The sequence below is a fragment of the Vibrio hepatarius genome (genome assembly GCF_001274785.1).
Lineage (GTDB): Bacteria > Pseudomonadota > Gammaproteobacteria > Enterobacterales > Vibrionaceae > Vibrio > Vibrio hepatarius.
The window spans coordinates 217,224-240,850 of record NZ_LHPI01000009.1; the positions used below are offsets into that span (position 1 = coordinate 217,224).

Sequence of the window (23,627 nt, forward strand, 5' to 3'; positions counted from 1 at the left end):
CGCTGAGAGCAATGCATCGATGCTCTATCCCGCGCAGTCCCCGCCGCCATCCATTTGAAACGCACAGCGTTCATTTTCTTGAATTGAAATGATTTCACGACGTATCTCCATATTTGGCATGAGAAAATTGAACATCGGCTGATATTCATACTTCAGTTTGTAGATCGCGACAGGTTTGTTGCTGGAGTCCCCTTCTCCACTAGCACAGTTTTCACGTTCATCTGCGGGCAACAGGCTGCAATCCACCAGCTCTTGATAACCCGACAGGTATTGAATGGAAGATTGCACCGAGCCTTGCTTGGTGACAGCATTCCAAAGCGCGCCCCCCGAATTCTTCAACTCGGCAGTAAGCAAGCGTTCGTAGTCCACTTTTGTTGATTGATACAAGTTGCCTTGCTTTTTAATCTTCATTACACCAATTGTCAGGGCATGATCAGTTAAAGCGGTTGAATAGGTAAACACGCACACTTCTACCCAAGTCAGTACCGCCATGATCAAAATGGGTAGTCCTAACGCGGCTTCAACGGTGATGGAGCCCTTTTGCTTGTTCATAATTCGATGAACTTCTTCTGAACATAATTGACGACAAAAGCGCCTTTAATGTTCAAGCTATTCAAAAACAGTTTGGCTTGTTCTAAGTCGTTAAATTGACCAACACAATATCGCTTCCACAGACCGTGGTTGTAGACATAGACCTTACCGTAATTGTCTTTAAGGAAATCTAAGAATTCCGGCGGAATCGGTTTATAAGTTGCCAGAACTTGCACACGGTAAACTGGCGTCTTAAGTGGCGTTAATGTCCTGACAGGTTCGATCCTGCGTACGTTGTTAAGCTTGGCGTTGTGCTGTCCTATCTCTTTTTCAATCACGTTTGAATTGTTGTTCATAGGGGGACTCTTATCGATATTGAGTGATGGCTTCAATGTTTTGTGAGGTGGTTTCGCGCCCTCGTTTCCCATCCCAGGTTCATTCAGGTTGAGCGTCGATTTCCCCACCGATTTCATTAACGTCTCTAACTGTTTGTGGGCTTCTTTGTCAGGGCGGACTTTCCGCAATACATCGAAGGCAATGTCTGGACGTTGTGCGATGATCGACGCAACAATCAGGTTTGAACTTATTTTTTCGTCATTGGGATTGTTCGAGTACAGGTCGTAAAGAATATCCATCGCTTCGACGGGTTTTCCTTCCATCATTCGAACCACCGCGATGTTATTCAGTGCATCTCGGTCGGAAGCACCGTGTTTGCGACTCTCCTCGAAATGGTTAATCGCTTCCTGATACTGCTTTTTTCTCGCGTATACCTTGCCCATCATTAAGTGGTACTGATACTGCTCTCCACCATTGTCGAGGTACTTTCTCATTTCCATTTCGCTGCTACTGAGCATACCTTTTTCGTAGTGCAGCCGTGCGAGAGAGAGAATATATTCCGGCTCATCGGCTTCATCTTCGCTAAAAGTATTGATATACAGGTTCGCGGATTTAATATCGCCGACATCCAAATAGGAATTCACCAATCGATACTTATACTCTGGCACTCGGTTGATATTGACTTTATAAAACTCAATCAGAGGTTGTTGATCGCCAGATTTCAATAGCATGGATTCTTGCGTTACCAACTCGTCATCCATACCTGAGCACCCGCTAAGGCAAATCAACCACAGCACGGCGAGTTCTTTCGTAAATCGACTCATGCCAGCATCCTCATGATTCCCGGTGCCGCGATCAACACGATGATCGGCACCATGATAAACGCGATAAGAGGAATCGACATTTTGGCGCCCATCTTTCCGATCTTCTCTTCAAGGTCCATCATGCTCAGCTCTCGAATATCGCAAGCGAGCGTTCCTAGCACAGGCCCAACCGACGAGCCGTATTTGAGGCTTTGCGTTAAGGTCATCACCACGCTTTGGGCCTCCGCGGTGGGGACAAAGGTGTAAAAATCTTCCAACGCCCTCTCGATGCCAACAAGCTGAGCCCGCTCGAGCGTTTTTTTCAGCACGTAGGCAAGATGTTTATCTACGGTACGAAGCTCTTTCGCGAGATACTCTAGGCTCGCTTCTATCGTCATACCGGTATGGACACAGACGTTCATCAGATCGAGTAAAAAAGGTAAACGGTTACTGATTTTTCTGGTGATTCGATTACCGCGTGAAGCAACATAGGCATCGGGCGCAATCAGGAAGACAATCGCACTTAACGCGACGACGACAACAAACATTGAGATATCAAAGAATTCCGCTATCAATAGGAATATCGCTACGCACAGGCAAACAACGAATGGGACGATTTTTATCAAGTAATACACATTGGCAATCACATTGCTGTATATCCCCGCTTTGACTAATTTCTCTTTGGTTTCTTGCTGATTAAAGTTGAGCACTTTCAACAGAACCGCGAGCGCATCCATATATGGATCATGGTCACTTTCCTCGCCTATCGCTTTCCGCGCGGCAAGTTGTCCTTTGGCGTTATCAATCGCTTTCATGACAAATAACGCAATCCCCAACGACATAAAGAACAGCGGTAAGACGATCAGCAATGATGAATAGCTTTCAGTCATCAATCGACGCCTCGCAATATCATCCAAATACAGAAAAAACCAATGAGCTCACTGACGACGACGTAGTAAAAAATCACTTTTCCGCCGTCTTCAAACATCACGAAGTTATAATTTTCTGGGCTGGTAAACTTCAATATCGCTAAGAAAATAAACGGCAACGCGGCGATGATTTTCGCCGAAGAACGCGCCTCAGACGTCAACGCGTTTTTCTTCTTTTCGATGGCGCGAACGTTAAACATGATGCGGTTAATGCGGTTGATGACTTCTTTCAGTTGACCACCACGGCTTAGGTTGATGCGTATCGCAGCGATAAAGAAAAAGTACTCAACATAAGGAAACGATGAAGCGCTGCGCATCAACACATCATCAGCGTCTTCGCCAATCAGCAAACGCTCAGACATGAGTTTAAACTCGGCACCCACATCATTATCGAGCCGAACGCCAACGTACTCGAACGCGTGCACAATGCTCTGCCCAGCAGAAAGCGCTCCAGAAAGAATGTTTAACGCGTCCGGGAAGTTACTTTGAAATTGTTTGGCTCTGAGTGATTTGAGTTTAACGAGAAAAAAAACCAACAGGGTTGGTTGCAGCACAAGCAACACGTACCAAATGTTCTGTTTAAAGAAAGAGTCGTTAACGAACCAAATGATCAGTGCGCTTATGATGAAAAACAGCGCCAATTTTGCCAAAGGATTAGGGTCTAATAATCGCTCAATCTCTTTAGTGGCAAACTTTGCTCGCGTTAACCAGTCATCGTTAAAACGGCGCACATCGATCACGGATTTGACGCCTTCCACTCCTTCAAATGAGCCACTGTCATCAATCAGTTCTGAGAGTACTTTTTCGCTGTTTCTTCTGCTGTAGAAATAAAATCCCAGCAACCCCAACCACGCAAAAATAACAACCATCATGAAAACAGCTCCTTAAGCGCACCCTCCAAGCCAAAAAAACGGGCTCGCTCATAGATCACAGAACGCTTTGATAACCCAGGAGTATGGTACTCGCCCTGAATTTTACCCTCTTCAAAATGGCCGCTGTTCTCAAAACGGAAGATGTCTTCCATCACGACACTTTCGCCTTCCAACCCAACTATCTCTGAGATGTACATCACTTTACGCGAGCCATCATGTAACCTTTTGACCTGCACAATCAGGTCAACCGCACTGACGATGGTTCTGCGGATCGCCTGAATCGGCAAGTTGGCGGTGGCCATCATCACCATGCTTTCGATACGGGCAATCGCATCTCTCGGTGTATTGGCGTGCAGTGTCGACATGGAACCGTCGTGACCGGTGTTCATCGCTTGTAGCATCTCGAATGCTTCGCCGCCACGACACTCCCCAACAATGATCCTATCCGGGCGCATACGCAGCGCATTAATTACCAGATCTCGTGCTGTGACTTCTCCCGTCCCTTCGACGCTGGCTTCACGGGTTTCCAAGCGCACAATATGAGGTTGCTGCAGCTGCAATTCAGCCGCATCTTCTATCGTGACAATCCGTTCGCTGTCACCGATAAAGCCTGACAGCGCGTTAAGCAGGGTGGTTTTACCCGAACCAGTACCGCCAGAGATGAGAATGTTGCACTTACAATGGCTAGCAATAGAGAGGACTTTTGCCATTTCTACCGACATCGCACCAAACTCAACAAGGTGTTCTAGGCGGATTTTCTGCTCTTTGAATTTACGAATCGAAACCGATGTTCCATCAATGGCTAAGGGCGGAATGACAATGTTTACGCGGCTGCCGTCGGCTAAGCGCGCGTCACATAGTGGTTTCGAATCATCAATACGTCGCCCGACAACAGACGCAATTCGCTTTGCGATGGTATTGAGCTGTTTTTCGTTAACGAATTGGATCTCAGACTTTTGCACTTTTCCGGCAATTTCAATGAAGATGTCCGAAGGACCATTGATCATAATGTCAGAGATATGGTCGTTTTCTAGCAATGACTGAAGCGGCCCCAAGCCTTTTAATTCATCCAACAACGCTTTGACGATTTCGCTTCGCTGCGCGCTACTAACCGTCATTTTTCGCTTTTCTATCAATAAATTAACGGTTTCTTTCAACTGATTCGACAGTTCACTGTTGCTCGTTTCTGCTAACGTTGCAGCGTCCAGCGCATCAAAGATCTCGCTGCGCAGCTCGACATATACCTGTTTTAACTGCTCCATAATTGAAACCGCCCAAATCGATTGTTTTTCTTAATATTTTTACCGGTAAGTGACAGTACTAACTCGCTGATCGGAGTGCCAAAACGTCCCTGCAGCAGGTCGCCCAAACCATTTTGCAACACGGCTTTTTCCAGAGCGGCTTCATAGGGAATATCGATGCTTTGACGACATTTGATCCGCGCTTTGGCGTTCGCTAAAGTCATCAAAAAGTCTTTGTTCTGGCGAGAAAGAGAAAAGATCACCTCATGCTTGGCTTTGCCGAGCTTACGCTTCATTAGGTTATAGGAACGCAATGACGAGACCGACGGCTCACACACGACAAAGATACGATGGTAGATGTCGTTGATTTCTTGGAAGTTGATATCGTCAAATGCGGAAAACGGCAGTGAATCTACGATGAAATTGTATTTCGACGCCAACTGGGACGAAAGCGAATACAAACGCTCGGTATGACTCAGAGCGCCATCGCCATGCTTGTCCAGCACGAGATAATCGAGCTTGTCTCGCATGCTACTGATATAGGTCAGCGCGACTGCTTCATCGATATCTTGCGGATCAATACTAAGCTGCGGCTTAGACTTATTGCTTTTAACGCCGAGGAAAATATCGCAGTTAAGTGCGCCATAGTCGTGGTCTACCAGCAGCACTTTTAACCCCGCAAACTCAGACAACGAATAAGACAGCGCCGACGTTACCGTCGAAAGCCCCACCCCACCTTTAGAGCCAATCATGAGAATACGCTTCGCAACCCGAGTACTGGTTGTTTTGGGGCCCTCACTTAATGCACTCAATTGAACTGCTGTGAGCAACCCATTTAGCTCTTCGTCCCACAAAACGTACGTGGCACCAATACTCATGACGAGATCATAAATGCGGATAGAATCAACGACACCCACCACAATCAGTGACACAGAAATGTCCAATTGGCTGGCGATTTGAGAGACATCTTCCACCAAGTTGCTGCTCGAACGCATATCTAAAATGACATTCTGCAAGCTTGCGGTTTCCTTTTTCGGCTTGCTGGCAAAACTGTAGTCTTGCTGCGACAACGGCTTGGAGAAGCCTTCCATGGCGTATAACTCAACGACAGAGTCGATAAAGCTCGCGTTGTCTGATACCACCAGATCACGAGAGGTAATCTCTCCTTCTGGTTCGCGATTGGTTTGATTGAACAAGTTATTTAAGTCCACGTTAATCACCACTTTCTATTGGATTGACCAGACTGATGTTGCGATTGTGCTCAAGTGCACAACCAAATCGATAAGACTGAGCATTGTGAAAAGAGAGGTAGCCGCAATCCGAATTGCGGACCTTGAGATACACAGCGACAACTTTGACCGCTTTAGTCATGTCTTTATCTGTCGCGTTCAAGACAAACCTCTGCTGAGGAACCCCTTGATTTTTTAGACTGACGACCAACTCATCGATAAGCTCACTTTGATCGGGTAAGTAATTGATCTCAAACTTAGACTTCGCTTCACGCATATTGACGTCTAAGATAAATTCCGACACTTTTTGCAACGCTACGTCTTTGCGGGTTTTCTCTAATTCAAACGTTTCTTTCATTTTGACAATCGAAAGTGTGTTTGACGGCGTATGCACAGCGCAGGCGGCCAGCGCGAACACCACAAAACAGATCGTGACTATTCTCATCAGTTGAAGTCTCATCAGTTGAAGCCTCCCGCTTCGATGGTTTTATCTAGACCAGACTCATCGGCGTCTTGTATCGAAAATCTCAGTAAGCGCTCGATATCGCTGGTTCGTTTAAACGCAGGCAATTTGATCTGGTCTGTTTCTACTGGATCAACAAGATTGACGGTGGCAACAATGATCAACTCGGTTTTCTTGCTGTCTGATTTGGTACTGCTGAACAGCGCACCAAGAATTGGGATGTCACCCAAAATTGGGATCTTCTTCAGCGACTCCTTCTCTTCTGTGGTTAACAAGCCCGCCAAGACAAAACTCTGACCATCTTTGAGTTGAACCGTGGTTTGTGCCTTTCTTGTTTTAAGCGATGGGAAGTTGTAGGAGGCATTCTCAGTACGGTTAACAGTATCGATCGAACTTACTTCAGGAAGCAGCGACAACCGGATGTTTTCCGAATCGGTCACTTTCGCCACCATTGATAGCTTTACACCGTACTCCTTGTATTGAATGGTGTAGGTATCGTCCTGCTTGATCGCCAAGGGGATTTCACCGCCGACCAAGAAACTGGCGGTTTCACCAGAAATCACCGAGAGATTAGGTTGTGCGAGGATCTGCCCGACTTCATCGTTATCGCTGGCAGCAATAATCGACACGATGTCTTGTGCGGTGAAATCGAGGATCTTGTTATAGAACTTGCCCACTTCTCCCCCACCAATATCGGAATAGGAAACCCCTAACTCGGTGAGAAAAGAATTGGAGACCTCAGCGACCGTCAGCTTTAAATTGATCTGCTCGGTACTTAGCACTTTGAGGTTGTTAATGATGCCCTCGTAGAGGTAATTTCTGGTGTAAGTCAGCTCTTCCTTTTCATCGCTCTGCGCACTCTCGATAGTCTTCGTATTAAAACTGCTATTTTTTTTCAGTAGTTCTCCGACTAGGCGATACACTTGGCTTTTGATCTGCTCGCTACTGACCACACCGTCCAGTACAACTTGATCGCCGACGTTGGACACCGTGACAGATTCATCAGGAAAACGAGCGATTAACGTCTGCTTAAGCAGTCGCAAACTTTGATTAACCACCAACTCAGCGTTATAGATTTCATTTCCACCAATGTCGTAGACGATGACTGACGTCGATCCAACCCCGATCCCATAAACAACAGCTTTGGTCTGATCAACAATTTTGTAATCCGCGATCTTAGTGTCACCGATGAAGATGGTGTCTATTTTTCGATTTAATTTCAGTGTCTTAGCAGCACCTTGGTCAAGATTCATAAGCTCTGATGCCACGGCGTGAGAAGATAAAAAACACACCAATACTATTAGAGAGCGACGAAGTAGGACTTTCATTGGCTATCGTTTCCTCGTAGCTCACGAATTGTGTGCTTAGTGCCCAAAATATCGCTGCTTTTGAAAGTGAGATTGCCAGACACAAGGCCAGAATGAATGATTTGGACATCACCAAGTTTTCTCGCCATTTCTAGCTTTAAAATGTCCGAAACCGACAGGGCAATAATCAGCGCGTAACTTGCTTTCTCTTCGCTTGCGTCGTCTTTCACGACCTTCAACACCTTGGCATCATTGATGATAACGCGGCTAACCAGCTCGCCCCGACGGTTAGAATAGTCCGTGTCCGGCTTTGTAGAAGTCGTCGATAAAAAGCTAATTAAGTTGCCTGGCTTCAATGGAAGAGCATTTAGAAACTGGTTGTTTTCTTCCTCGTAGTAATAAGGCACTTCATCTTGATTTAGTGACAAGACCATATAGTCATCGTCACTGATGTTGCTAATCGTGCTGGCTTTGACTTTACGCTTGGCTTTTATACTCTCTCTATAGCGAGCGCCCTCCCCGATTTCAATATCTTTCTGAGAATCGTAGTTTTCACGCATATATTCAGACTTCAAAACGTCAACCACTTTATAGTCATGAGCATCAACGAGCTCCGCCTTATTTCTGTCTCGCACCATTTCCAAAACAGGAACTGTCTCTTCTTTTGCCTTTTCCTCTGGCTCGGATTCGGCTCCTGAGAGTAGAATCCCCTGCAAATAAAAGAGCGTCACAAATATGCAAAGCGCGACAAGAACAAATATTATTTTTCTATTCATAAGGCTAACCTAGAGGCCATTACGGCCTCTAATTAATTATGTTTTAAAAGGGTTTAAAAGATTTTATTTTCCTTGCTGGTTAGCTGTTCCTATGTTGGTTTTCACAGCATCAACTGCATCCACTAACGCTTGTTTCAAAGCTCCATTTTTAAATACAGCTAAAATAATTGCTGACATTGCTACGGCAATAATTGCATATTCAACCGCAGTAACTCCACGTTGATCATCGCGCAATTCGAGTAAGTACAGCTTAAACTCATATAACTTAGCCATTATATTTAAGTACATTGTTTTACCTTTAATAAATTAAACCACTAACTGGCTTAATAATAATATTTAAATTAATTCACATTGACCAATTAACATTTTAAATATAACAATAACAATGAGTTATAGTTTCTTTATTGTTTATAAGGTAATAAAAAACATTTATTTGAAAGCAATAGTGGATAATAGTTATATAGGTAATTTAATATCCATTAGCAATGAAAAATATGGTCTATATATTAGGATTATTATTTCTATCAATCATGGTATCTTGGAAAGATATAAAATATAGAAAAATCCCAAACCCACTCGTCATTTTTACACTATTGTTCACCTCTCTATTATCGATATCGCTTGGTTACTTTACTCAAACAGTTGGAATTGCAGTTTTGGTACTTATTGCGGCTATGTTGCTCTGGAGAAAGGGATTCATTGGCGGGGGAGACATCAAGCTTTTAGCTGTATTCGTCGTCGGTGTCGCTCCTCAATATCAAATATTGGTATTACTACTGCTGACCTGTGCAACGTTCGCTCAACTGGTAGTTGTACTCATATTTTGTCGATCTAGGTGCCATGGTCTTTCACTCGATAAAGGCATCCCTCTCGGGATACCTATATCGTTTTCATACTGGCTAGGCTGCTTGCTCTCGGTTTTATCCGCCTAATACTGCCCTATTGGTACAATCCATTGTCACCTAGCACCTGATGAATTCGACGTTTAATCCCTTTGGTGTCGAATTCTTTGGTCAGCGTATCACTACACCATACGTACATGTTCAAAAGCTGTTTGGTCGGCGACACATAACAGTCTATGCCCTTGATACACCAATCAGGGCATATGACTAGCGTATTATCAAACTGCAGCTGGCTTTTTATCAGCGTCGAGCAACTGGTTGTGATCCAATTTTTTACCTTGCTAATGTCAATATTGTTTTGGATTAATATTGTCTGGACGTGCGACTTTCTCAACGTTTGGCAATAAACAATCACTTCAGGTACGTGTTCTGAATTGAGGCTGTGCGCCATAACATAATGGGAAGAACTGATGTTATAAGACTTTCCCGTATTATTAACCAAGTGGTTGAAACTGAAAATAAGATCGAATTCTTCAGTTCTTTCAGGAAAAGAAGAAGAGCAAAAGAACGACACAGACGTTTCCATTTTGTCTAACATTCTTAGCTCGTTGAGTATCTGATCGATAATCTTTTGACTGAATGAGTCAGAAATCGCGATGCTGACTTTTTCTTTAGTGTTTGCTCGTTCCAAATCTTCAAACAGCTTTTCATACAAGTTCATTGATTGGTCGGCGTAAGAAAGGAGTATCTTTCCTTGTCTCGTCAGTCCAAACCTGTCCTGTCTATCAAAGACCTCTGTGCCAATGATTGTCTCAATTTTTTTAATATGTTGTGAGACAGCAGGTTGAGTCATAAAAAGTGCGTCCGCGGCGGCAGTTAGATTTTTATGTTTAACCACTTGATAGAAGGTTTTTAAGTACTTTACATCTATGGTTTTGGTTTGAGTTTTCATAACAGATTCTCAAGATCTTAATTATAAACACTTATACTTACTATCATGTTTATAACGTAACAACTATACGGTTTATTTTTATATTCATATAAGAAGAAATAAAATTAACACTCAATACGATTGGTATTAGTTTTGTTTATTCTTCAATAATAATTAGTCAATGCAAATCAAATTTAATTTATTATCTTGTCATACGTTCAGATAATTCATTTTTTATCGACGCGACGGCATAATATGCAACAGGAACAACAAACAGTGTAAACAAGGTTCCAGAAATTAACCCGCCCACTAATACCAAACCGATATTTTCTCGTCCTACCGAACCGGGGCCTTCACTTAAAGCCAACGGCATCGCCCCCAGAATCATAGTTACCGTCGTCATCATGATTGGTCTAAAACGTGAGCGCACACTCGAGATAATGGCGCCAAGCTCAGACATCCCTTCTCGCTGTCGCTTATTGGCAAATTCAACCAACAGAATGCCGTGTTTGGTCACCAAACCAACGAGGGTAAGCAAACCAATTTTCGAATAAATGTTGATGCTTTGACCAAACAACCACAGTGACAACAAGGCGCCAATCACACACAGAGGCACGGTAAGCAGTATTAACAACGGGTCTCTAAAACTCTCAAATTGAGCCGCTAATATGAGATAAATAAACACAATCGCCATCCCAAACAACAACTGTGTTCCCTGTTGAGACTCCATCAACTCTTTTATCGTTCCGTTGAAGTAGAACCTTTGATTGTCCGCTAAAAACTGCGGCAGATGCTCATCAATGTATGATTTAACTTCATCAGCCGTGTAGCCCGGCGATAGGTCGGCGGTGATCTCTGCAGCGTCCAAGCCCATAAACGTTTGCACCTTGGTGTCCAGCGTGGCCGGTTTGATCTCGACAAATTGCGACAGAGGCAGCGTTTCCCCTGTTTCGGAGACAACATTCAAGTTGTTAAGTACCGTAAAGTCCCCCAAGTTTTCTTGCTTCACTTGCACTCTGATTGGATAGGTAAAACCATCTTTGGCCTGCAAGTTACCAGGCTGAACAGCACTGAGATACGTCGATAGTGCCTCCGTGACTTCTTCATAGTCCACCTCAGATAAGAGGATCGCATTATTGTCTATCCATAGCTCATAGCCCAGTTCATCTCGGGCGGTAGAATTGAGGACGTTTGTTAATCCAGGGTACGCTTTGAGCAACTTAGTAATTTCGGCTACCGTTTGATACAGCTGCTCAGCATCTTTGTCCGATGTGACAATTTCGAGTTTGACCTGATCGGCGATATTAAGGTCAGCTGCGGAGCGAACTAAATAAGAGGCTTTATAGGCGGAAAGCTCTGTTTGTGAATCTGCAGCCAATCGACCTGCGACCTCTTCTGCGCTTTGTGCTCTTTCCTCCCAAGGTTTCAGCAGTATGTGGTTATAAGGATCATCTTCAATGTAAGACATATTCTGTTCGACACTCGCATCCCTATCGATAATGCGGTTTAGCTCTGCCAGATGTTCAAGGTGATATTGGCGATTTGCGCCATTTGGTGCTTGCACTTTCACTTCGATAAACCCCGTGTCTTCAGTGGGCAGTAGAACATTAGGTGATAGCCAGAAAATAGCTGCCGAAGCCAAGGTGACTGCGATTAATCCCCCGAAGACCCACCACTTACGATCAAACCATTTGGTCAGCTCTTTAACGTAGCGTTCAATCAGTCGTTTTAACTTCGCCTCTACCCATAAGAACCAACTGGCTGACTGTGGTTGTGGCTTAATGATGTAGGCGCACATCACGGGGGATAAAGTCAGTGCGACAAAGCCAGAAATCAATACCGCCGCTGCGAGGGTAAACGCAAACTGACGGAACAAGTCTACGGTCAACCCGGACATAAAACCGATAGGGGTATAAACCACAGCCAACGTCATCGTCATCGAAATCACAGGGAAAGCGATCTCTTTGCTGCCTTCAATAGCGGCTTCTAAGGGAGACTCACCGCTTTCGACCCGTCGATAACAGTTTTCAGCCACGATAATGGCATCATCAACCACTAATCCAATCGCCAAAATGATCGAAAGTACGGTAAGAACATTAATGCTGAAACCCAAAATGGCCATGACAGAAAACACACCGATGACGCAAATGGGGATAGTGATGATGGGAATAGAGGCCAGACGCAACGAGCCTAGAAATAAAACCATGATCAGCGAAACGAGGATAATCGCTTCAATGAGCGCATTGAATCCTTCTTGAATTGAAGACTCAATAAAATCCGCTTGGTCATAGACCACGCTCATTTTCACGCCATCTGGCAAAGCGGTTTGTAATTGCTCCACCTTATCCTTAACAAGTTTCGCAACCGTAACCGGATTCGCGCTGCGTAGCGGCTTAATTTGCAACGCCATTGCTGGACTACCGTTGACCGTTAGAATGCTCGGATCAATGACATGCGTCCCCATCACCACGTCAGCGACGTCTTTTAATCTCACGGTGTTGTCAGCTTCAGCTCGTACTACTAGGTTGGCAACCTCGTTCACATCGGATATTGGCGTTTCCGGATTAATCGAGTAGCTACGCCCTTCACCAATGATTCTGCCAGCGGTGAAACTCTCACTGTAGGCTTCTATCGTATCAACAACTTCCGATGGGTTGACCTTAAGCGCTTTCATACGGTCGGGCAGAAGCCAAACACGTACTGCACCGGCACTCCCGCCATAGGGGCCCCAAATCGCTCCTACACCATCTAATCGCCTAAACTGAGGCATGAGTTGTTGCCTGATATAGTCCACCAACTCCTGCTTCGTCATCTCCCCTTCACTGACAAAAGAAATGATATTGCTGGCGAAGCTAGCATCTGATGAGTTGTCGGTAATACTGGGACGCTTTTCCATACTCTCAGGAAAGTCGTCAATCGCTTCAATCCGGCTACGAAGTTTATTGAGCAGGTTAACGTACTCCACATCGGTAACATCATCATGAAAAACGAGTTTTAAGGAACAACTCCCATGTTGGCAGTCGGTCGACATGGTTTTTACTCGGCCAATAATCGCAGCGGCTTCTGTCAGTTTTTCTGCCACATTCTTTGACATAAACCGCGCGCTGGCTCCTTCAATAGTGGCATCGACGGTTGCGGTCAGTTTGCGATGCTCAGGGAAATATTGGATATCCAATGAACGAAACGACCAAACACCAAGCAAAACAATCGCAATACTAAAAACCATGGCAATAACAGGATGTTTGATACAAACTTCTGTTAACTTCATTAACTTAATCTCCGAAAACAGCTGTCACTTGTGTGAGAACTCGGGGTAGATATGATCTAGAGAATGTCTTCATTTCTATTTGAATCTAAGGCTCTACATGATTGGGGTTTGAATCTTTCACACTGACTTTCATGCCATCTTTTAGCCATTGACTGCCAATCGTCACAATCCGATCGTTTTCCTCGACGCCAGCTTTTATCACCACATTCCCGTCATTTAGATTGCTACCTAACTCCACTGTTTTTTTTGATACCGTGTTGTCATCGGACAACAGCCAAACATAGCGTTCTTTGTCTTTGACATTAATTGCTGTTTGCGGAATTAATATATTTTCCTCTTTAGTATCAAGAAAATGCTTAACATTAACGAACATGCCTGGAGATAATTTAAAGTCTGGATTCTTGACTCGGGCATGTACATCGACTCTACCAGAGTTAATATTCACGCTTGGTGAAATATAATTAACGACGCCAAAAAATCTTTTATCCTTAACAGCGGCAGATGTAATTTCAACTTTTTGATTTAAAGCTATTTCTTCAATTTTATCTTGGCTGACAGAATAAAATACTTCGATGGGATCGCGCTTATAAAGCGTGACAAGTGGATCAAACGATTCAATATAACTGCCAACGGACTGCTTGAAGTCGGCTAACCTGCCACTAAATGGAGCTAACACACGGTAGTTATCAAGAATGGCTTTCTTTTGTTCCAACTCCGCCTTAGCCAGATTGGCTAGCTCGTTGAGCTCGTAAATTTTTTGTGGCGGAATAGAGCCAGGCTCTCGATCAATCATATCTTGACTGCGACTGAGCTTGTTTCTCGCGAGGTTAAACTCGCTTCGCGCTTTGGCGACATCTGTTCTAGCAATGCTGCTATCTAATTCAGCAACAACTTGATTTTGTTTAACTTCATCGCCATCTTGAAAATGTATAACGTTAATTTTTTCAGCTATATTAAAACTTAATACTACTGAGTCGACAGCGTACATTTTTCCGACATCAGAAATTTCTAGCGGTACTGTTTTTAATCTTGCTTCAGACACAACGACGCGCGCAATTTCTTTTTCTTCGCCATTTTTAACTTCTGCTTTTAGCCCCGATGACGATATTAGAACCGAAAATAACGCTATAGTTAGAAACGTAAACCTGTACATTCATGTTTTCCTACAAAACTACAATTCCGGTTAAGACTTGTTGAAAGCAATGATAGAAATGTCATGATTTGGTAAACTATCGGAAATTTATTTAATTATTAGATCCAAAAACACAATAATTAAATTCAAATATATTTTTATTCTTATATGACAATAAAAATATATAATGACACATATGAATCAGCTACGACATTAATTTATTTACCTCTACAGGTTATTAATATTGTTTATAACCTTATAACATTAAGTTGCATAAAAACAGTGTTGTCTAAATTAAATATTACTGATTTTAACTTTATTAATATATTAATACCCAACGTGATTTATAAGTTAAGCGGATGCGTATCGGCAATAAATAACACACGAAAATAAATTGAGTGCCGTTTGATCCGAACTTGGCAAAATCACGTAAGCTAAACTTACTAGAAGCAATCAATGTCGCTATGAGAGTTGAAAGGAAAAATGAAAAATCTCACCATATTCTATGATGGTACTTGCCCGATTTGCGCGAGAGAAATGCGTGCGTTAAAGCAGTACGACAAAGCCAACCGCATCATATTGGTGGATATCTTTCATCCTGACTTTGAGCACTACCCACAAATCGATGCTCAAGAAGCAGCAACCATCTTGCACGCCTTAGACGAGAACCACCGCTTATGGCTCGGGTTAGATGTGACTTACCAAGCGTGGAAACTAGTTGGTAAAGGCTGGCTTTACGCGCCATTACGCTGGCCACTCATCAAACCGTTCGCCGATTGGGCTTACCTGCGCTTTGCTAACAACCGATATACGGTATCGAAGTGGATTCTCGGCAGTAGAAAGTGTGACAACAACCAATGTTCTTAACATTGTAGGACTAATGTCTAACACTAAGCATACATTTACCCACCTCGTTTCACAGTCCGACTCTAAACTTTTGGTTAAGCTATTAAACAAACTAATGTGTTACTAGTAACTCATTGTTTCATTAGTTAAATGAATCTCTCTCAGGGATAATTCAATACAGGAAGTTTGTATGAGTCTGAGCATAAAAAGCCGTCTATATGTTTTAGCGCTGATCCCCCTACTCGCAATTACCATCGGAATGTTGAGCGTAACCTACTTGAAAACCAGTAGTCTCAACTTAGAGCAGGCACAAGTCACTCGCCAAAATATGATGGATACTAAAAAATCTGAGTTAAAACAGTTCCTCCAACTGGCAACATCGTCAGTTGAACCGCTTTTAAAGCAAGGAGCACCACTTGAAGACGCACTGCCAATACTAAGAAGTTTAAAATACGGTGAAACCGGATATATCTTTGCCTACGATTCTAAAGGGGTACGAATCGTTACTGGCGACAGCGATAAAGGTATCGGTGAAAGCTTTTGGGACTTGCAAGACAAGAAAGGCAACTTCCTGATTCAAGACCTGATTCGAAATGCCAAAACTGGTGACTACACCACCTATTACTTTCCAAAACTGGGCGAAACCGAAGCACTGCCTAAACTGAGCTTTTCAGTCTTCATCCCTGAATGGGACGTCATGCTAGGTACAGGGTTCTATACCGACGATGTCGATGCAGTGATCGCGAGTATGGAGCAAACCTCTAATGAAGCATTAGAAGCAACCCTATCGACAATTTTCCTTTTCTGTATTGTTATCTCTGCGATCGTCGCATTGTTTGCCGTCGTGGTGAATCGAAGCATCATGCAACCGCTGAAAAAGTTTGACGAGTCAATCAGTGCGTTTGCCACGGGTGAGGCTGACCTCACCGCGCGTATGGAGACCTTTAACGCCCCCGAGTTTGCTCGTTTAAGCGAGAGCTTTAACGCCTTTGTCGCAAGCCTACAGTCTATTATCCGCAGCGTCAGTGAAGTCGGTCAGCAAGTCGTCGATGAAACCAACAGCATGTCCAACAGGGCGGCACAAGTAGATGAGTTAGCCACTGGTCAGCGTGAGGAAACGGAACAGGTGGCCACCGCAATGACAGAGCTCACCACTACAGCGAGCGAAATCTCCAACAACGCAAGCCAAGCGGCGCAATCCGCCAAAGAAGCGGACGACAACGCTAAAGACGCGCAGGACATTGTTAATTCTGCGGCTAAATCCGTAGAAGCGCTTGCCAATGAAGTTTCGCAAGCGAGCAGTGTGATTTCTCACCTCGAAGGCAATGTGAAAAACATCGCGGTTTCGTTGGGTGTGATTCAAGACATTGCCGAACAAACCAACCTACTCGCTCTTAATGCCGCAATTGAAGCGGCACGCGCAGGTGAGCAAGGCCGTGGTTTCGCCGTCGTCGCAGACGAAGTCCGCAAACTGGCAAGCCGCACACAAGAGAGTACTGGAGAAATACATCAGATGATAGAGCAGTTGAAATCGGCGTCTGATGCCGCGGTTAAGGCGATGGACTCCAGCCAAACCTTAAGCCACAGCACGGTAGAAGAAGCCAATTCTGCCACCCAAGCTTTGGTGAAGATTCAAGAATCCATCGGCACGATCATGGACATGAACGCGCTGATCGCCACAGCCACCGAAGAACAAAGCATTGTTGGTCAAGAGATCTCTCAACGCGTGGTTGTCATCTCAGACCAAAGCTACCAGTCTGCGGATTTGGCGAACGAGAACCGCTCTGGTAGTCAAGAACTCAACCAACGAGCCACTCAACTGTACGAACTTGTTGACCGATTTACGGTGTAAATTGAGATACAAACAAGCCCGTGACTACGCGGGCTTTTTTACTTCTTGAGATTCACTTATCTGCTGCAAAAATTCTTGTGCCATGTGTGGGGAACAGAGACGAATAAAACGAATATGCTGATACTCTTCGTTTTCCATGTCTTCAATATAACGCTGCCTATTGGAGTGGTACGTCTTTAGTGTCCACAATAAAATCGAATCCCGACTAAACAGCGAGCGGGAGAATGTTTCCACATTGTTGGTGTTCGGCCATAACTCTTTACCACTGACACAGCGTTGAAACGCTCGGGATAGCGCTTGATAAAGAGTGCGCTGAAAGGAGTAGTCGATCCATACGATGGTATCCACATCCTGCCATTTGACGGATCGGGTGCGATTGTAGTTCCCGTCTAGCACCCAATGTTCGACCGACAAGGCTTCCGATAGCTTTTGGACAAACTCTTCGTCGTTTGTCCCTTGCCAGTCCTTTTTCCAATACAGGCGATCCATTTCAATATGCGGATAGTTAAGCGCTTGTGCAAGTTGTCGGCTAAAGGTGGATTTACCACTTCCACTGGTCCCTACTACGTTTATTCTGCGCATATTCACCTCAGAAGCTTTGCAACCTTTTGCGTAAAGTAGAGCATTTGTTACGTAACAGGGCAAGAATCACAAACCTTAGGTAACAAAAAAGCGACCTGCTTGGTCGCTTTTAAACTTTAGAATGAATCGCCATCGGGCTTTACTAACTGAGCAGCAACCAAACGCCAACAGCCATCATCAAAGTGCCTGCAATACGATTCATCAGCCGCACGTTTTGCGAATGTCCTAGTACACGTTTTAATCCTTTACCGCCCGTTGCGTAAAGCGTCATACAGATAAACTCGAAACACAAGATGATCGCGACTAACACCACAAGCTGCGGCGCAAGGTCTACATTTTGGTCGATGAATGGCGGCAGTAACGAAATCATAAACGCCCAGCCTTTCGGGTTGGCTATTGCCGTCACAAATCCCTGCACCACAAGATCCCAATCACTTTGTGGTGCGCTTGGGCTGTCGTCCATGTTAATCGCCAGCTTACCGCGGGAGCGCCACATTTGAACGCCCAAATAAAACAGGTAGCCACCACCAATCAGTTTTAACGCGACAAACAACCAAGGGTAGTTGAGCATGACCGCCGCGATCCCCAACACCGCCGCAACAGCCACTAAACCCACACCGACCAGTTCACCAGCCATCATCCATAAAGTACGCTTGTATCCGACACTCATGCCAAGTGTCAGTGCGAGGGTCATACACATCCCTGGTGTGATTGAAACGAAGAAAAAGGTAGGAATAAACATCCCCAGCAACGCGGTATTCATCAGCTCACTATCTTTGTAATTATTTATTGTTCCAACAGATTATCATGCTTTTTACGTTTGTAACGCAGAATCCGCGTCGTTCTGATTTTTCATTCATAACAAAAGCAGAAAAGGCGCAAATGCGCCTTTAGATTTCAACATAGCAATACTTGTTACTATTCTGCTGCGCTTTGTATTCTCGCGTGGAGTTCGTCTTTCATCGCAGCTCGATTTTGTTTCATCTTAAGCATTTCTTCATCACTAATAGGGGAATCCCTTAGTTCTAATTTACGGATCTCTTTATCCAATAGGTCGTATTGTTTCATTTCATCAAGAAACGTTTCGTCAGATTTTGCTAGCGCGGTAATGGTGTCTTTGTATTCAGGAAATTCACTTAACAGAGAATGGTCTTCACCTAACATATTAACCCCTTCTTTAGTTCATGTTGGAACGACAAAATCGATGGTTATTTAATCAATGTTAGCAGCAATCCAGCCACTCATTTGAGATCTAAGTCCGTTGATGACAGGTAGAACGAAATAAAACTGTCAATTCGCAAAAGCGAACAATACAGCGCTAAGGTAGTATTCCCCTGCTCATTACGGTAGCATTGCCGACCTTTTTTATCGCTTGGAGGTTTTATGTTTATTGGCTTTGACTACGGTACCGCAAACTGTTCTGTGGCAAAAATGGAGCACGGCAAACCAGAGCTTTTAAAGCTAGAAGGCAATAACGTCTATATCCCCTCCACACTAGCGGCGCCTACGCGTGAATCCGTTGCAGAGTACTTATTTAAGTTTCGCGATATCAAGCCTTATGATGCGATTGGTGAGCAAGTTTTAAGACGCGCAATCGCCTTTAATCGCGAAGAAAGTATCGAGCTTGAAGCTTCAGACCTAGCGTTTGGCAACGCGGCTTTGGATCTGTATCTCGAAGACCCTAGCGATACTTACTATGTAAAGTCACCAAAATCTTTTTTGGGCGCATCCGGTCTGCGTGATGTGCAAGTCAGCTTTTTTGAAGATCTTGTTTGCGCGATGATGGATAACATTAAACGCAATGCTGAAGCTCATACCAACCAAATCATAACTGATACCGTAATCGGCCGTCCGGTTAACTTCCACGGCAGAGACAGCGAAGTCGCCAACCAACAAGCTGAAAGCATTTTGCTTAAAGCGGCTAAACGTGCGGGCTTCAAAAATGTCGAGTTTCAGTTCGAGCCTGTCGCAGCTGGATTGGAATACGAAGCGACGCTTAGCGACAACAAAACCGTGCTGGTGGTAGATATCGGCGGCGGTACCACCGACTGCTCTTTAATTGAAATGGGGCCGAGCTGGCGCGGGCAAGCAGACCGAACGCAAAGTCTGTTGGCACACAGTGGACAACGAGTAGGTGGTAATGACTTAGATATTGCGCTCGCGTTCAAACAGCTGATGGCACCTTTTGGCCTTGGTAGTAAAACCACCGCGAATATTGTGATGCCGACGATTCAGTTTTGGAATCCCATCGCGATTAACAGCGTGGATGCACAGAGTGATTTCTACTCTCGCGCTAACTTAGCCACCCTCAATCAACTGAAGAAAGACGCACAAGAGCCAGAAAAACTGGCAAGGTTGTTGGACGTGTTCCACGAAACATTGGGCTATCGAATCGTCCGACAAGCAGAAGAAGCAAAGATAGCGCTTTCTGAACAACCTCAATATCGCGTAATGATGCAGGTGCTGTCGGAACAACTTGAAGTGGATATCGACTTCAACGACATGGTTGAAGCGATAGCATCACCGAAGCAGAAAATGGCCGAGCTAGTTAAAGAAGCCGTTGAACAAGGCGGCGTAACACCTGATGCGATCTTCATGACTGGCGGCTCAGCCCGCTCACCAATTTTGCGCGGCGCAGTACAAAAGATCTTACCTAACATTCCGGTTGTGAGTGGCAACTACTTTGGCTCCGTCACAGCAGGCCTCGCGCGTTGGGCTGAGGTATGTTTTAAGTAACCAACCGATTAGCTAACCTTGAGCACGATTCAAGGCTAGCTATTTACATTGTAAACCACACCCTTTCCTTCGTTTTTCGACTCAACACACTCGAGTTATTGCTACTTAATATCCCTCTTTTGACGGCTTTTGTTACGTAGAATTATGCTACTCTTGCGTTGCGTAATTTTTCTCAGGAACTCTTCCATGTCTGCTGCAAACACCGTTATCGTTCTCGACTTTGAAACCACTGGCTTGTCTCCCAATATGGGCGATCGAGCGATAGAAATCGGCGCAGTTAAACTGGTTGATGGACAAGTGGTCGATACCTTTCAGCAACTAATGAATCCGGGATTTAGAGTCAGCTCGTTTATCGAGAGCTATACAGGGATCAGCAATGCAATGTTGGCTAGCGCACCGAGTTGTGAGCAGGTGATGGCCGAATTTAATCACTTCATCGGTAACGACAATTTAGTAGCCCACAACGCTTCGTTTGATAAACGCTTTCTCGACGCTGAACTTGAACGCTTGAACACAAACTACGCTGGCGAGTTTGCATGCTCGTTGCTGATCTCTCGTCGTCTTATCCAGCACGCGCCGACACATAAACTGGGCGATCTCGTGCGCTACAAAAACATCGACCACGACGGCGTGTTTCACCGCGCGTTAGCAGATGCTGAGATGACAGCCAAATTATGGATGTTGATGGTGAATGATCTCGAGCACAGTGGCATCGCATCACCTACGTTTTCACTGATGCAAACCATCGCAAAAACCAATAAGCGCTCTGTCGAAAAGCTGCTGTCTGTGCAGCGAGGTTAGAATGCCAATAACGACCCGCTTGGCAAACAAACAGGATTTTTTATTTCTGTTTGAGTTGAAGAAAGCTGCAGAATACGATGCTGTTAAAGCTCACTCACTTACAAGGGAATCGCGTTCACTCACTCTATCAGCGTTTTGGATTCACCATCACAGCGCAAGACGAGCATTTTGTTTATATGCAGAAAGCGGTCAGTCAACCTTAATCAAACCATCCGTAATCACTTTTTCATGATTACAATTCTTCTTCAAACGCTTCTTCGTCCAGCATTGAAGCACTCTTAATCTCGTACTGATTAAATGAGAAAATACTTGGTCCATGAGAACGTTTGGTGATGACTTTTTCTTCTCCAAACTGAATCGTAACGTGGGAAAAGACTTTGCTTTTCACCTCGATACGATTTTCTTCTAGCGCTTTATTTAGCTCATGCTCATTGGAGTCGCGCGCTAGTTTAATCTTTTCGAGCTGTGCGTTGGCTTGTTGCTTTTCTTTTTCCAACGCTTCTTCTTGTCCTTCAGCGCGTTCCGATTTCGGTGTTTTCTTTAGCTCAAGCTCTTTTCTCACCAACTTCATCGTCGCTTCCTGAGCTTGGTTGTATTGCTCTTTGAGTTTGTTTTGACGGTCTTTATACATCTGGAAACGGGCAAACGCTTGTACGTGTGTAGCGGTGTCGCCCTCAACGCCAAGTTCAACACAAGTAATTTTTCCGCCGACTTTTGTGTGGCCGCCGCTGAGTGTACCGCGCTTCTCGGGCCCGTCAGCAATGGTAAGGTTCTTACCGCACTTCACTTCGCTGTTCATGCAGTGAAGGGTGAGGTGAATATCTTCACCCGCTTGCAGCTCACTAAATTGGGCGTATTGCGCGGTAATATTCCCGCCAGATTTCACCACACAGCTTCGTGGTTCGGTTTCCGACAAGTTGTGGCCAATGATCCCTTTTGCAACTTGTATGTCGCCCTGAGCCTGCACGTCCGCTGACTCAATGAATCCACCAATTGTAATATTCCCCATCGCACGAACAATCATATCGGACTCAACGTTGCCGAGTACAATCACATCACCTTTGAACTTTACGTGCCCTGTCGCTACGCCGATCTCAGGTAAACATAGAGCATCACTCACATCGACACTGCGGTCTTTGAAAGTCGGCATACCCGAGACGGTCGCAATAAGTAGATTCGGATCTTTAGACGAGATTTCCGTGCCTTTACCCGCTTTGAGTAAGGCATCTTTGCCAGGTTTAGGATGGATAACTTGCCCGAGCACAGTGATGCCGGGTTTGCCGCGTGTTGCAGGCATTCGACGCATCACAGGTTGATGCTCAGACACATTGATGGTTTCACCTAAGTCCAGCATGTCCACTTTGCCTTCACTCTTGCCCTCTTTAGGCGCAAGGACTTGTTTGGCTGGGTCTTCTACTAAGGGAATAAACTTGGCGTCCTGACCTTGAACGGGATCAGTACCTTTGGCGACAGCCTGCGTAAAGCGCTCACCAGGACTGAGCTGGTGGCTCATTACTAACACTTTTTTTAGCGCTAGCTTGTTGATACCTCGTTTTACCTTGGCTTCTGCTAACGCTTGAACAATTTGCGGTCCTTTGAGGGGCTGTCCTTTGTACGCGCCAGTGACAGTGATGACGGCCAACATATCGTGATCTTTAAGCTCGACTTCCAGCGTTGCGTCTCTGACTTCGGCAATTGTTGTCCCTTCATATGCCTCTGGGTTGCCGTTTTTTGCCAGGTTGATAAATATCTCGACACTTTCTTCGAGAATGAAAAACTGGCTTGCACCAATTAACGACAACGCATCAGACAAGCCTCGACGGTCGAAGTTCTTATCAACATCGACTTCAGGCAACAACTTTGCGATAACGGAACGGTTATCATCTGACAAAGCGACAAATTTATCCCACATATGAACATCAGCCCGTAAAACTCCCTGTTCCGAGTGTATGCAATTTGCTCGCCGACCTGTATCAAAAATATGACAAATTAGACGCTAGTCACTTATTGGTCGCTATTTTTATCGGAAGTGTAATTGGAATCGAGATAACAAAATGGGGTAATCAATAATAATATCAACTACAAGAAGTGACGCGACGTTTGTAGCAGAGATAAAAATCAAACTAAGCTTATGAATTTACAGTGTAAAA

The 23,627-nt window shown here is 44.6% G+C and carries 23 protein-coding genes; 6 read left to right on the forward strand and 17 right to left on the reverse strand.

Annotation, left to right across the window (positions count from 1 at the left end):
- Window positions 1–24 precede the first annotated feature (24 nt).
- From AKJ31_RS11715 to AKJ31_RS11760, 10 genes are all read right to left on the reverse strand, one after another.
- Window positions 25–552 (reverse strand): TadE family protein, encoded by a 528-nt coding sequence (locus AKJ31_RS11715; protein ID WP_072161314.1) that lies wholly within the window; start codon window positions 550–552, stop codon window positions 25–27.
- On the reverse strand, window positions 549–1,691 hold the full coding sequence (locus tag AKJ31_RS11720; RefSeq protein ID WP_053409285.1) for a tetratricopeptide repeat protein: 1,143 nt from the start codon (window positions 1,689–1,691) through the stop codon (window positions 549–551). The genes AKJ31_RS11715 and AKJ31_RS11720 overlap by 4 nt, the downstream gene beginning before the upstream one ends.
- Entirely contained in the window at window positions 1,688–2,560 is an 873-nt protein-coding gene (locus AKJ31_RS11725) for a type II secretion system F family protein (RefSeq protein ID WP_053409286.1), read from the reverse strand. The genes AKJ31_RS11720 and AKJ31_RS11725 overlap by 4 nt, the downstream gene beginning before the upstream one ends.
- A complete protein-coding gene (locus tag AKJ31_RS11730) occupies window positions 2,560–3,471 on the reverse strand; it encodes a type II secretion system F family protein (protein WP_053409287.1) in 912 nt (303 codons plus the stop codon). Before AKJ31_RS11730 ends, AKJ31_RS11725 begins: the two co-directional genes overlap by 1 nt.
- A complete protein-coding gene (locus AKJ31_RS11735) occupies window positions 3,468–4,733 on the reverse strand; it encodes a TadA family conjugal transfer-associated ATPase (protein WP_053409288.1) in 1,266 nt (421 codons plus the stop codon). Before AKJ31_RS11735 ends, AKJ31_RS11730 begins: the two co-directional genes overlap by 4 nt.
- Window positions 4,721–5,923, reverse strand: coding sequence for a CpaE/TadZ family protein (locus tag AKJ31_RS11740; protein WP_053409376.1), 1,203 nt, complete (start codon window positions 5,921–5,923; stop codon window positions 4,721–4,723). Before AKJ31_RS11740 ends, AKJ31_RS11735 begins: the two co-directional genes overlap by 13 nt.
- A gap of 1 nt (window position 5,924) precedes the next feature.
- Complete coding sequence (locus AKJ31_RS11745; protein WP_053409289.1) at window positions 5,925–6,401, reverse strand: hypothetical protein; 477 nt, start codon at window positions 6,399–6,401, stop codon at window positions 5,925–5,927.
- A complete protein-coding gene (locus tag AKJ31_RS11750) occupies window positions 6,401–7,732 on the reverse strand; it encodes a type II and III secretion system protein family protein (protein ID WP_053409290.1) in 1,332 nt (443 codons plus the stop codon). Before AKJ31_RS11750 ends, AKJ31_RS11745 begins: the two co-directional genes overlap by 1 nt.
- Entirely contained in the window at window positions 7,729–8,487 is a 759-nt protein-coding gene (locus AKJ31_RS11755; protein ID WP_072161317.1) for a hypothetical protein, read from the reverse strand. The genes AKJ31_RS11750 and AKJ31_RS11755 overlap by 4 nt, the downstream gene beginning before the upstream one ends.
- A gap of 63 nt (window positions 8,488–8,550) precedes the next feature.
- Entirely contained in the window at window positions 8,551–8,775 is a 225-nt protein-coding gene (locus AKJ31_RS11760; RefSeq protein ID WP_053409292.1) for a Flp family type IVb pilin, read from the reverse strand.
- A gap of 206 nt (window positions 8,776–8,981) precedes the next feature.
- On the opposite strand from AKJ31_RS11760, the gene AKJ31_RS23605 reads away from it, so the two are divergent.
- The gene (locus AKJ31_RS23605) at window positions 8,982–9,419 is read left to right on the forward strand and encodes a prepilin peptidase (protein WP_053409293.1); all 438 of its coding nucleotides are present in this window, start codon (window positions 8,982–8,984) and stop codon (window positions 9,417–9,419) included.
- Between the two features lie 7 nt (window positions 9,420–9,426).
- Here the strand turns inward: AKJ31_RS23605 and AKJ31_RS11770 are convergent, their stop codons facing one another.
- The 3 genes from AKJ31_RS11770 to AKJ31_RS11780 form a co-directional block, all read right to left on the reverse strand.
- Window positions 9,427–10,281 (reverse strand): LysR family transcriptional regulator, encoded by an 855-nt coding sequence (locus AKJ31_RS11770; RefSeq protein ID WP_053409294.1) that lies wholly within the window; start codon window positions 10,279–10,281, stop codon window positions 9,427–9,429.
- A 181-nt stretch (window positions 10,282–10,462) separates the two neighbouring features.
- Complete coding sequence (locus AKJ31_RS11775; protein ID WP_053409295.1) at window positions 10,463–13,528, reverse strand: efflux RND transporter permease subunit; 3,066 nt, start codon at window positions 13,526–13,528, stop codon at window positions 10,463–10,465.
- 85 nt (window positions 13,529–13,613) lie between these two features.
- Window positions 13,614–14,681, reverse strand: coding sequence for an efflux RND transporter periplasmic adaptor subunit (locus tag AKJ31_RS11780; RefSeq protein WP_053409296.1), 1,068 nt, complete (start codon window positions 14,679–14,681; stop codon window positions 13,614–13,616).
- Between the two features lie 462 nt (window positions 14,682–15,143).
- On the opposite strand from AKJ31_RS11780, the gene AKJ31_RS11785 reads away from it, so the two are divergent.
- A complete protein-coding gene (locus AKJ31_RS11785) occupies window positions 15,144–15,527 on the forward strand; it encodes a thiol-disulfide oxidoreductase DCC family protein (protein WP_053409297.1) in 384 nt (127 codons plus the stop codon).
- A 169-nt stretch (window positions 15,528–15,696) separates the two neighbouring features.
- Entirely contained in the window at window positions 15,697–17,358 is a 1,662-nt protein-coding gene (locus AKJ31_RS11790; protein ID WP_053409298.1) for a methyl-accepting chemotaxis protein, read from the forward strand.
- A gap of 24 nt (window positions 17,359–17,382) precedes the next feature.
- Here the strand turns inward: AKJ31_RS11790 and AKJ31_RS11795 are convergent, their stop codons facing one another.
- The 3 genes from AKJ31_RS11795 to AKJ31_RS11805 all read right to left on the reverse strand — a co-directional run bounded on the left by AKJ31_RS11795 (window position 17,383) and on the right by AKJ31_RS11805 (window position 19,104).
- On the reverse strand, window positions 17,383–17,940 hold the full coding sequence (locus tag AKJ31_RS11795) for an AAA family ATPase (RefSeq protein ID WP_053409299.1): 558 nt from the start codon (window positions 17,938–17,940) through the stop codon (window positions 17,383–17,385).
- A gap of 142 nt (window positions 17,941–18,082) precedes the next feature.
- A complete protein-coding gene (locus AKJ31_RS11800; RefSeq protein WP_053409300.1) occupies window positions 18,083–18,703 on the reverse strand; it encodes a LysE family translocator in 621 nt (206 codons plus the stop codon).
- 155 nt (window positions 18,704–18,858) lie between these two features.
- A complete protein-coding gene (locus tag AKJ31_RS11805; RefSeq protein ID WP_053409301.1) occupies window positions 18,859–19,104 on the reverse strand; it encodes an HP1242/YdcH family protein in 246 nt (81 codons plus the stop codon).
- Between the two features lie 219 nt (window positions 19,105–19,323).
- Here AKJ31_RS11805 and yegD point away from each other — a divergent pair, with 219 nt between their 5' ends.
- The 3 genes from yegD (at window position 19,324) to AKJ31_RS23530 (ending at window position 21,680) form a co-directional block, all read left to right on the forward strand.
- Window positions 19,324–20,676 (forward strand): molecular chaperone, encoded by a 1,353-nt coding sequence (gene yegD, locus AKJ31_RS11810; RefSeq protein WP_053409302.1) that lies wholly within the window; start codon window positions 19,324–19,326, stop codon window positions 20,674–20,676.
- A gap of 186 nt (window positions 20,677–20,862) precedes the next feature.
- Window positions 20,863–21,477, forward strand: a complete 615-nt coding sequence (locus tag AKJ31_RS11815; RefSeq protein ID WP_053409303.1) for a 3'-5' exonuclease — start codon at window positions 20,863–20,865, stop codon at window positions 21,475–21,477.
- A gap of 77 nt (window positions 21,478–21,554) precedes the next feature.
- A complete protein-coding gene (locus AKJ31_RS23530) occupies window positions 21,555–21,680 on the forward strand; it encodes a hypothetical protein (protein ID WP_281173347.1) in 126 nt (41 codons plus the stop codon).
- A gap of 29 nt (window positions 21,681–21,709) precedes the next feature.
- On the opposite strand, the gene AKJ31_RS11825 is transcribed toward AKJ31_RS23530, so the two are convergent.
- On the reverse strand, window positions 21,710–23,389 hold the full coding sequence (locus AKJ31_RS11825; protein WP_053409305.1) for a flagellar assembly protein A: 1,680 nt from the start codon (window positions 23,387–23,389) through the stop codon (window positions 21,710–21,712).
- Between the last annotated feature and the right edge of the window lie 238 nt (window positions 23,390–23,627).